Genomic DNA, 10,222 nt, shown 5'->3' on the forward strand with positions numbered 1-10,222 from the left:
GTACATCCAGAGCGCCGGACCCACGGCATCGTTGACCAGGTAGAGCATCAGGTTGGTGATCAAGGTGTCGCACGAGAAGCGGCTCTCGATGTCGCCGCGCGTGTCGCCCCAGGATCTGAACTTTTCGCATACCCACGCGGCGAAACCGAGCGGGCTATCGGTCAGCGCCAGAGCGAGAGTCTGCGGCTTGGTGCTTTGAAGCGCGAAGTAGCCCATCTCCGTCGCCCTCACCGCCGCCACGCGGGCGTGGTAGGACAGTTCGTCCGGCGAGGCGCCATCGGTCGGCGGAAACACCCAGCTGGGCAACATGTTGAGATGAATACCCCGCGTCACGTCCGCATGGTCGATGCCGAGCCAGCTCGTCACGGCCGCGCCCCAATCGCCGCCCTGCGCCCCGAACGCCTCATAGCCCAGGACTTCCACCATCAGCCGCCGCCAGAGCTTTGCGACCGCACGAGGGCCGATGGGGCGCGCGGGGCGCGCCGAGAAGCCGTATCCCGGCAAGGAAGGAATGACGAGATCGAAGGCCTGCCGCGCATCGCCGCCGTGCCGCTCGGGAAACGCCAGCCGCTCGATGCAAGCTTGAAACTCGAGGACCGAGCCGGGCCATCCGTGCGTGAGCAGCAGCGGGCGCGGCCGGCGTCCGGATCCCTTCACGTGATAGAAGTGGATCTCCGAACCATCGACGGAAGCCTTGTATTGCGGCCAGCGGTTGAGTTCGCGCTCGGCGGCCCGCCAGTCGTAGGCCGAGACCCAGTGGTCGACCAGGCCCTGCAACCAGCCCGCATCCGTGCCATATCGCCAGTCGGCATCGTCGACGGGTGCGACGGCCCAGCGGGCATCCGCCAGGCGGCGGCGGAGCGCTTCGATCACCTCGTCGCCGACCTGGATCGTGAAGGGCGTCATCGGCTGGCGTTCGGTTCGCGGGTGCCGTTACGCCAACGCCGGCTCGGGCCGAGACGCCACGAGAACCTTGTCCGGACCGGCAGGCTGCAGGATGAAATCGGCAACCCGCTCGCCGATCATCATGGTGGGCGCGCTGGTGTTGCCGCCGATGATGTTGGGCATGATGGAAGCGTCCGCCACCCGCAGCCGGCCGACGCCATGCACCTGCAGCCTCGCATCGACCACTGCCGCGGCGTCGGAAGACGGGCCCATCTTGCAGGTTCCCACCGGGTGGTAGACGGTCGACAGCGTGGCCCGGATGGCGCGCTCAAGCTGTTCGTCCGATTGGTTGTCCCGGCCCGGTGTGCGCTCGTCACCCAGCTGCTCGCTGATGGGAGAGAGGGACAGGATTCGACGCGTCTCCCTGACCCCGGCGATCAGTGTCCTGACCTCTTCCTGCGCCTCCAGGAAGGCGGGATGGAGCACCGGCTTGTCCGCGGGGTTCGACGAGCTGAGAGACAGCCAGCCGCGGCTGGTCGGCCGCAACAGCGAGACGAGAAGCATGATTCCGTGTTCGCGCGGGATCGCACGCGCGGTGCCCTTCAGGCCCGCCAACAGCGTCACCTGTACGTCCGGACGATCAAGCTCCGGGCGGGTGCGGAAGAAACCGCCGCCTTCGGCCGCGTTGGATGCCAGCATGCCACGGCGCCCGAAGAGATATTGGAACGGGCTCGCGGCGACCCGCGGCAACGACTGCCACGACAGCGCATAGGCGCTTGCGCTCCGATCCATCATGGCAATCGGCACGGACGGATGGTCCTGCAGGTTGCGACCGACGCCGGGCAGGTCCTGCACCACGCGGATCCGATGGTGCTCGAGTTCGCGGGCTGCGCCGATGCCCGAAACCATCAGGAGTTGCGGGGAGTTGATGGCGCCGCCGGCCAGCACCACCTCCTGCGATGCGTCCAGCGTTTCCCTCTTGCCCGCCCTCACGACCGTCACGCCGGTGGYGACGCCCTTCGAGACGTTGATCCGCTCCACGAAGCAATCGGTGAGTACCGTCAGATTCGGACGCGACATCACCGGATGCAGGAACGCGCGCGAACTCGACAGCCGCGTCCCGGTCCGCTGATTCACGTCCCAGACACCGAAGCCGTCCTGGTCCCGCCCATTGAAATCATCGGTGGAGCGGTGGCCGCCAGCGACCGCCGCAGCGACGAAGGCCTTGGTGAGCGGATTGACGGCCCGCGGTTGCTGCACATCCAGTTCGCCTTCGCCGCCATGCAGGGCGCGGTCGCCGAACGAGCGGCGCTCGTGGCGCTTGAAATAAGGAAGCACGTCTTCGAAGCCCCAGCCGGGATTCCCCGCGGCCAGCCAGTCGTCGTAGTCGCTGCGATGGCCTCGGATGTAGACCGAGCCGTTGACCGAGCTGCAACCCCCGAGCATCTTGCCGCGCGGACAGGGAATCACGCGATGCCCGACGCCCTCGCCGCCCGCGAACTCGTACTGCCAGTTGTACCGGGCGTGCGGCAGCAGGAAGACGTTGCCTATCGGGAGAGTCGCCTTCACGTTGGTCGGGAAGCCCAGGTCCGAAGGCCCCGCCTCGATCAGCGCAACCCGGACGGACGGATCGGCCGAGAGCCTGTTCGCGATGACGCAGCCGGCCGAGCCGGCGCCCACGATGATGTAGTCGAAGCCATTCATGCGGTCTTGCCCATTCGATCTTTCATGTTCGTCCGCCGCTGCGCGCGGCCCTGCGAGTTCACTTCAAACGCCCAGGTACTGTTCGAGCAGCTCCGGCCGCTCCTTCAGGTCCCGGCAGCTGCTGCGCAGAGCCGGAACGCCCCGGCTCATGATGATCGCGTCATCGCAGGTATCGAAGACCGTCTCGAGACGCTGGTCGACCACGATCGCCGTGAGCCCGCTCTTGCGCAGGCGCTGCAGCAGGTCGACGACTTCGTCGACGATCTTCGGTGCCAGCCCTTCGGTGGGTTCGTCGAGCAGCAGCATGCGCGGCTGACACACCAGCGCACGCGCGATGGCCAGCATCTGCTGCTCGCCGCCCGACAAGCCACCACCCGGCGCCTTCGATCGCTCGGACAGCCGCGGGAACATGCCCAGCACGTCGTCCACCGACCAGCGCTGCGGCTTGTCCTTGTGCAGCCGGGCCGCGAGCCGCAGGTTCTCGATCACCGACAGGCTGCGAAAGATGCCCTTGCGGTCGAGCACCAGCGCCAGCCCTGCCCGCGCGATCGCCGAACTGTTCCAGCGCGCCACGTCGACGCCGCCGAACACGACCTCGCCGGCGAACGGTCGCACGGGACCCGACAAGGTCTTCAGCAGCGTCGTCTTGCCGACGCCGTTGCGACCCAGGATGCCCAGGAACTCGCCCTCGGAGACAGTGAAGCTGATGCCTTCCAGCACGCTGAACTGCGCATAGCCCGCGCTGAGGTCTCGGACGTCAAGCACGGTGTGCTCCTTTCAGGTAGGCGCTCTGCACACGCGTGTCGGACTTCACCTCGGCCGGCGTTCCATCGCAGATGATGCTGCCTCGCTCGAGCACCACCACGCGATGGGCGATGCGGTCGACCACGCTGAGGTCGTGCTCCACGATGACGACGGTCAAGCCTTCCAGAAGTTCGGCCATGAGGTCGAGGATCACCGAGGTCTCGGCGTGGCTCATTCCGGCCGTCGGCTCGTCGAGCAGCACGATCCGGGGCTCGGTCGCCAGCGTGATCGCGAGTTCCAGCTGGCGCTGCTCGCCATAGGACAGCTCGCTGGCCTGAGCCTCGTGGGGGCGCCGGATGTTGACCCTGCGCAGCCAGCGCTCCGCATTCTCGTTGGAGGCCCGGTTCGACACCGCGCCCCGGAACGGACTCCAGTTGCTCCATCCCGCCCGGTTCTGCACGCCGAGACGGACATTCTCGAGCAGGCTCAACTGCGGAAAGATGTTTGTCTTCTGAAAGCTGCGGCCCACACTCAGTTGCGCACGCCGCCCGGCGCTGGATCGACTCACGTCGTGGCCGGCCACCGAGATCCGTCCCGCGCTCAGTGAAAGCCGGCCGCTGATCAGGTTCAGAAGCGTGGTCTTGCCGGCGCCATTCGGGCCCAGCAGCGCACATCTCTGCCCGGCGGGAACCGCCAGGTCCACGCCATTGACCGCACCGAAGTCGCCGAAGCGCTTCTTCACGCCCTGAAGCTCGATCGCGCGGCTCATGGTGCCTGCTCCTTGCCGACCGCCGCCAGGCCGCCCGAGCCGCTGGCACGCCATCCGGCGAGCCGCCGCAGGCGATCACGCACGATCGGCACGATGCCGGCCGGCGCGAACATCACCAGCCCGATGAAGACGAGCCCGACGTAGAGTCGCCAATGGTCGGTGTAGGACACCGCGTAGTGGGACAGCCCCACGTACAGCGCCGCGCCCACCACCGGGCCCAGCAGCGAACCGGTGCCGCCGAGGATGACCATGAGGATCACTTCGCCCGACACGGTCCAGAACAGCGAGCCGGGGCCGGTGAATCCGAACAGCGTCGCGTTCAGGTAGCCCGCAATGCCGCCGATGGCGCCAGAGATGACGAAGCCCGCCAGCTTGTAGCGCTGGGTGGCGTAGCCCAGCACGACCATGCGCTCCTCGTTCTCCCGAATGCCCGCGAAGACCGCGCCCAGGCGCGAGCGCGACAGCGTGTGGACGAACCAGAGCACCAGCGCGAAGAGTGCGAGCACCAAGTAATAGAAGCCCGCATCGCTGCCCAGGCCGAGGCCCAGGGGTTCGGCGATCGCCTTCGGCAGCACCGGACGCGGAATCCCGCTCAAGCCGTTGACACCGCCGGTCCAGCTGTCATTGGCAACCGCCAGCACGTACAGCAGTTGCGCGAAGGTCAGCGTGATCATCGTGAACGCGATCTCCCGCGTCTTGAGCGCGATCCATCCGAACACGGCCGCCACCGCGGCGGTGGCCAGCACGGTGAGGACCAGCGAGGGCAGCAACGACGGCGTGAGGCGCATCAGGAGCAGCGCACCGAGGTACCCGCCCAGCCCGAAGAAGGCGCTGAAGCCGAAGTTGACCAGGCCCAGCAGGCCGATCTGCACGTAGAGCCCGATCGCCATGATCGCGAAGATCAGGATGTCGGCCGTGAATTCCGTTCCCGATCCGACCGAGAAGCGCGGCAGCAGCAGCAAGGCCGCCGCAGCCACCAGCCGGGGAACATAGCGAAGCCGGCCGCTGCCCATCGTGCTCGTGCTCGTGCTCGTGCTCATGCGCCCTCCGCCTTGCCCAGCAGACCGTTCGGCCGCAGCAGGAGCACGAGCGTCAGGACGCCGTACATCACCGCGGGCGCGTAGCCTGCAACCAGCACCTGGCCCACCGTCAGCGCATAGCCGATCAGCACGCTGGCCAGCAGCGATCCGAGCACCGAGCCGAGGCCACCGATGACCACCACCACGAGGCAGGAGACCAGCACGTCGTCGCCCATGCCCGGGAACGCATTGACGATCGGAATGGCCACGTAGCCGGCGACGCCGGCCAGGCCCGCGCCGATAAGGAAGACGAGGCTGAACAGCGCCGTCACCTTCATGCCCAGAAGCTCCGAGGCCTCGCGATCGTCCACCGCGGCGCGCACTGCGGTGCCGACCGGCGTTCGGACCAGGCCCGTGAAGAGAGCGGCGCAGACCACGACGCCGAAGCCGATGAGAAAGAGACGGTAGCCCTCGATGCTCGCGCCCATCCATTCGTACGACTCGCTGAGCAGCGCCGGGCGGGGCAGGCTTTGAATCTCGCCGCCCCAGACGATGCGAACCAGCTCGTCGAAGACGAAGATGAGACCGAACGACACCAGCATCTGAGCGAAGGGCCCGCGCGGATAGAGCCGGCGAAACAGCGCGCGTTCGATCAACCAGCCGGCCGCCGCGGCCGACAGCGCGGCAACCATCGCGCCCAGGATGAAAGACCCGGTCAGCTTCGCCACGGTCAGGCCTGCAAAAGCGCCCAGCATGTAGAACGATCCGTGCGCCAGGTTGACGACCCGCATCAGCCCGAAGCTCAGCGTCAGGCCGGCCGAGATGACGAACAGGAGGAGCCCGGCCTGCAATCCATTGACCAGGTATTCGATGAGACTTCCGGTATTCATCCGCGCGTACCGCTCAGTCCCAGTTCAGCTTGCAGGAGGTGTCCGGGTCCCGGACCTTCTCCATCGTCGCCAGCACGTCGTGGGCGAAGCTGCCGTTCGCCCGCTTGACCACTTTCGTGATGTAGATGTTCTGGACGACGTTGCCGTCCTTGGGATCGATCTTGAAGTAGCCGCGCGGACTGTCGATCTCCGCGTCGATCATGGCCTGCCGCACCGCCGCCTTGTCCGAGACGTTGCCTTTCAGGCGACGGACCGCGTCGATGATCAGGCGCATCGAGTCGTAGCCCGCGACATCCACCGGTGCCGGCGGCCGGTTGTACTTCTTCTTGTAGGCCGCTACGAAGGCCTGGTTGCGCGGGGTGTCCATGCTCTGCACGTACTGGCCGGAGCCGATCACGCCGATCGCGTTGTCCTTCAGCGCGTCGAAGAAGAACTCGTCGGCATTGCTCTGCGGGCCCACCTGTTGCGGGCTTGAGCTTCGCTTGAGCGAACTGGTTGATGAAGTTGACCGTTCCGCTGCCGGGGATGAAGTTCCAGACGACGTCCACGCCGTCGCCGAGGCCGCGCAGCTTCGTCATGACGCTCGCGAAGTCCGCCGTGCCCATGGCGGGCCATTGTTCGTCCACGATTGTGCCGCCGCCCTTCTTGAAGCCGTCCGCAAAGGCACCACCCATCTGCTTGCCCGCAACATAGTTCGAAGCCACGATGGCTGCGCGCTTGCCCAGCTTGCTGGATGCGTACTCGCCCATCGGGTAGTTCCATTGCCAGTTCGAGAACGAGGTGCGAATCACGTAGGGACTGCACAGTTCTCGCGTGAGCTCGTCGTTGCCGGCATTGGCGATAAGCAGGAAAGTCTTGGAGCGATGCACCTCGTCCCGAATGGCGGCGGCAACGTGCGAGGCCACCGGCCCCACCAGGAAGTCGACCTTCTCGTCCTTTACATAGCGGCGCACCAGTTGCAGCGCCACCTTCGGGTCGTTCTTGTCGTCTTCCTTGACGAGCACGATCTTGCGACCCGCCACCGATCCACCGGCCTCCTCGATGGCGAGGTTCATGCCGTCGAGGATCGCGTTGCCGTACACGCCCATCACCTGTGAGAAGGACAGCACGGTGCCGATCTTCAGATCTTCCGCGGCGCTGGCCGAGATCGCGCCGAATGCGAGGGTGGTGGCGAGAGCCACCCGGGCAATGGTCGATGGCTTCTTGAGTTCGTTCATCTTGTCTCCTTGGATTTGGAATGGGTCTTGGACGTCTACTGGTCCAGCTTGACCATGACGGCCTTGGTCTCGAAATACTCTTGGATGTGTTCGTTGCCCGATTCGCGCCCGAAGCCGCTCATCTTGTAGCCCCCGAACGGCACGGCGGGATCGAGGACCTGGTAGCAATTGACCCAGACGGTCCCGGTGCGCAAGCCCTTCGCGACGCGGTGCGCGTTGTTGAGGTCGCAGGTCCAGACACCGCCGCCGAGCCCATATTCGCTGTCGTTGCCACGGGCGATCACTTCGTCGAGGGTGTCGAAAGGAAGCGCGGCGGCCACGGGGCCGAAGATTTCCTCCCGCGCGATCCGCATGTCGTCGGCCACGTCGACGAACAGGGTCGGAGGCACGAAATAGCCGTTCGCGAGAGCGCCGTCCGTGAGTCGCGCGCCGCCTGCCAGCGCGCGGGCGCCCTGCTCCTTGCCCAGCTGCATGTAGCCGCAGACGCGGTCGAGCTGTTCCGACGACACGAGCGGCCCCATCTGGGTGGCTTCGTCGAGCGGATCGCCGACGCGGATGCCCTTGGCGAAGGCCGCGACGCGCTCGACGAACTCGTCGTAAATGGGCCGCTGCACGAACATGCGCGTGCCCGCGCTGCAGATCTGGCCCGAATTCATGTAGACCGCCATGGCCGCACCCGCCACTGCGATGTCCATGTTCGCGTCCGCGAACACGACGTTGGCGGACTTGCCGCCGAGCTCCATCGACAGCCGCTTCAGGTTGCCGGCCGACGCCCGCACGATCTTGCGACCCACTTCCGTGGATCCCGTGAAGGCGATCTTGTCGACGCCCGGGTGCTCCGCCAGGGCGGCGCCGGCGTCGCCCAATCCCACCACCACGTTCACGACGCCATCGGGCACGCCCGCCTCCGCGCACAACTCCGCCAGGCGCAGGGCCGACAACGGCGTCTGTTCGGCCGGCTTGAGGACGACGGTGCAGCCCGATGCCAGCACGGGGCACAGCTTCCAGATGGCCATGCCGATCGGTCCGTTCCACGGATTGATCGCGCCGACCACACCGACCGGCTCCTTGAGCGTATAGGTCAGCGACTCGTGGGGCATGAACGAGCTGTCGATGGTCTCGCCATGCGTGGAGGTCGCGAGGCCGCCGTAGTAGCGCAGCAGCGCGCCCGCGCGCTTGCGCCCGAGGACGGTGCGGGAAATCGGCGCCCCTAGGTCGAGCGTGTCGAGCATCGCCAATTCGTCGTAGTGGCGGTCGACCAGTTCCGCGAGGCGCAGCATGAGCTGCTGGCGATCGGCGGGTCGCCACTTGCTCCAGGGGCCTTCGAAGGCTCGGCGGGCGGCCTTCACCGCCAGGTCGATGTCTTCGGCCGCGCCCTGCGCCACCTCGGCAAGCACTGCGCCGGTTGCGGGATTGAAGGTTTTGAAGGTCTTGCCGGACAAGGCCGGAACGTGCTTGCCGTCGATGAACAGGCGCTTCGGACCTTGGGCGAGAAAGGCCGGAACGGGCCGCGTGCTGCTTGGCTGCATGGTTGTGTGTCTCCAGCGGCCTCGTTTACGGACCGCTCTTCATCAAATGGGCGGATCGCAATGTAAAGCGATTGGCTCAACCATTGAATTCAAATGATCGAATGGCTATTCAAAAACCGGAAGTTCGACCTCCGAGGCCGACGGATTGCCCGGCGGCGAATTGCGCTTCAGATCCAGGGCGCTTCGATCAGGGGCTTGCGGCTGGCAGCCGTGCCGAGGCCCGCGGAGGCCTCAAGCAACAGGTCGAGGAAACGCCGCTGCCCGCTCGTGGGTCGCCAGCTCTGGCGCATGGTGGCGCCGATGGTCGGCATGCTGCCGGCCAGGGGCTCGCCGATGCGGGCCAGCAGGCCGCTCCGGATCTGCAGCGCGACCTGGTCCGGCATGGCGAGCGTCAGCATGTCGCTGCTGGTCAGCAGGCGACCGATGATCATGATCGAGCCACACTCGACCGGGACCTGCGGCCTGCTCGTCGGGAACAGGCGCTCCCATTCGGCCCGCAGGGGCGAAGTCTCCGGCGCGATGATCCAGGGAAACGAGGCGAGCGTCTTATTCGACGGGCTGGCCTCGCCCACCAGAGCGTGCTGGTGACCGGCCACGACGATCGGCGCCTCGGTGTAGAAGGGAATCGACTGCAGGTCCGGCACGCCCTCGGTCGGCAGCTCGCCGACGATGAGGTCGATCACGCCGTCGCGCAACGACTCCACCAGTTCTCCCCAGTTGCCTTCCAGCACGCGGAAGCTGGCCGGGAACCGCTCCGCCACCATCAGCGACATGGCTTCGGGCACCAGGAATGCCCGGGCGAGCGGGGTCGTGCCTACCGAGATGGTCGGGTTGTGCGGATCGAGCCCGAGCTCCGATAGGGCCGCCCGGAGCTCCTTCACCGCCAGCCAGCAGCTGCGCGCGAATCGCCGGCCGGCGAATGACATGTGAACACCTCGCCCCCGGCGTTCCACGAGCTTCTTTCCGAGCGCCTCTTCCAGCTCGCGCACGGCCCGATGCACGGCCGCTTGCGACAGACCCAGGTCGATCGCAGTAGCCGCGAAGCTGCCGGCTTTGAAGAGCCCGAGGAAGGCGCGCAGCTGGGTCATCGTCAACCGCCGGTCGGGCTCGAAAGCCGTTCCGGCGATCAGCCTGCTGCCGGCGGTCAGATGCCGCATGCCTGCAGTGGCGCGCTCGAGCATCAGTTGCCCGGCCGCCGTCGGCGTCATGCCGCCCGAGCGGCGCTCGAACAGGACCCCGCCGAGCTGACTTTCCAGCTTGAGGATGCCCTGCGTCAGCGCCGGCTGGCTGAGGCTCACGGCGACCGCCGCGGCGCTGATGCTGCCGTGCTCGTGCACTGCGATCAGTCCTCGCAGGTGCCTCAGGTTCAGTTGGAAGACAGGGGTCAGCCCATCGGCAACGACGGAGGGTTTGGCTAGTGGCTGATCCATCTTCTCGAGCGGGCTGGTCATCGGCAACTATAGAC

The 10,222-nt window shown here is 66.6% G+C and carries 9 protein-coding genes and 1 pseudogene; all 10 read right to left on the reverse strand.

Annotated elements, in window-relative coordinates; translation table 11 throughout:
• On the reverse strand, window positions 1-906 hold a 906-nt coding region (locus AC1DY5_RS28285), incomplete at its 3' end, for an epoxide hydrolase family protein (protein ID WP_478116775.1).
• A gap of 27 nt (window positions 907-933) precedes the next feature.
• A complete protein-coding gene (locus AC1DY5_RS28290) occupies window positions 934-2,589 on the reverse strand; it encodes a GMC family oxidoreductase (protein WP_478116777.1) in 1,656 nt (551 codons plus the stop codon).
• 63 nt (window positions 2,590-2,652) lie between these two features.
• The gene (locus tag AC1DY5_RS28295; RefSeq protein WP_478116779.1) at window positions 2,653-3,354 is read right to left on the reverse strand and encodes an ABC transporter ATP-binding protein; all 702 of its coding nucleotides are present in this window, start codon (window positions 3,352-3,354) and stop codon (window positions 2,653-2,655) included.
• Window positions 3,347-4,102, reverse strand: coding sequence for an ABC transporter ATP-binding protein (locus AC1DY5_RS28300; RefSeq protein WP_478116780.1), 756 nt, complete (start codon window positions 4,100-4,102; stop codon window positions 3,347-3,349). Before AC1DY5_RS28300 ends, AC1DY5_RS28295 begins: the two co-directional genes overlap by 8 nt.
• On the reverse strand, window positions 4,099-5,142 hold the full coding sequence (locus tag AC1DY5_RS28305) for a branched-chain amino acid ABC transporter permease (protein WP_478116782.1): 1,044 nt from the start codon (window positions 5,140-5,142) through the stop codon (window positions 4,099-4,101). Before AC1DY5_RS28305 ends, AC1DY5_RS28300 begins: the two co-directional genes overlap by 4 nt.
• On the reverse strand, window positions 5,139-6,011 hold the full coding sequence (locus AC1DY5_RS28310) for a branched-chain amino acid ABC transporter permease (protein ID WP_478116784.1): 873 nt from the start codon (window positions 6,009-6,011) through the stop codon (window positions 5,139-5,141). Before AC1DY5_RS28310 ends, AC1DY5_RS28305 begins: the two co-directional genes overlap by 4 nt.
• A gap of 13 nt (window positions 6,012-6,024) precedes the next feature.
• On the reverse strand, window positions 6,025-6,378 hold the full coding sequence (locus AC1DY5_RS28315) for an ABC transporter substrate-binding protein (protein ID WP_478116790.1): 354 nt from the start codon (window positions 6,376-6,378) through the stop codon (window positions 6,025-6,027).
• Between the two features lie 109 nt (window positions 6,379-6,487).
• Window positions 6,488-7,228 (reverse strand): annotated as a pseudogene (locus tag AC1DY5_RS28320) (ABC transporter substrate-binding protein); the annotation flags it as partial.
• A gap of 35 nt (window positions 7,229-7,263) precedes the next feature.
• A complete protein-coding gene (locus AC1DY5_RS28325; protein ID WP_478116786.1) occupies window positions 7,264-8,757 on the reverse strand; it encodes an aldehyde dehydrogenase family protein in 1,494 nt (497 codons plus the stop codon).
• 167 nt (window positions 8,758-8,924) lie between these two features.
• Window positions 8,925-10,187, reverse strand: a complete 1,263-nt coding sequence (locus tag AC1DY5_RS28330; RefSeq protein ID WP_478116788.1) for a LysR family transcriptional regulator — start codon at window positions 10,185-10,187, stop codon at window positions 8,925-8,927.
• Window positions 10,188-10,222 lie beyond the last annotated feature (35 nt).

Source organism: Variovorax sp. P4_D9 (genome assembly GCF_056401695.1).

Coding starts and splice junctions, on each gene's coding strand:
- AC1DY5_RS28330 (WP_478116788.1), bottom strand. CDS start 10,187: ATGGATCAGCCACTAGCCAAACCCTCCGTCGTTGCCGATGGGCTGACC.
- AC1DY5_RS28325 (WP_478116786.1), bottom strand. CDS start 8,757: ATGCAGCCAAGCAGCACGCGGCCCGTTCCGGCCTTTCTCGCCCAAGGT.
- AC1DY5_RS28305 (WP_478116782.1), bottom strand. CDS start 5,142: ATGAGCACGAGCACGAGCACGAGCACGATGGGCAGCGGCCGGCTTCGC.
- AC1DY5_RS28310 (WP_478116784.1), bottom strand. CDS start 6,011: ATGAATACCGGAAGTCTCATCGAATACCTGGTCAATGGATTGCAGGCC.
- AC1DY5_RS28300 (WP_478116780.1), bottom strand. CDS start 4,102: ATGAGCCGCGCGATCGAGCTTCAGGGCGTGAAGAAGCGCTTCGGCGAC.
- AC1DY5_RS28315 (WP_478116790.1), bottom strand. CDS start 6,378: ATGGACACCCCGCGCAACCAGGCCTTCGTAGCGGCCTACAAGAAGAAG.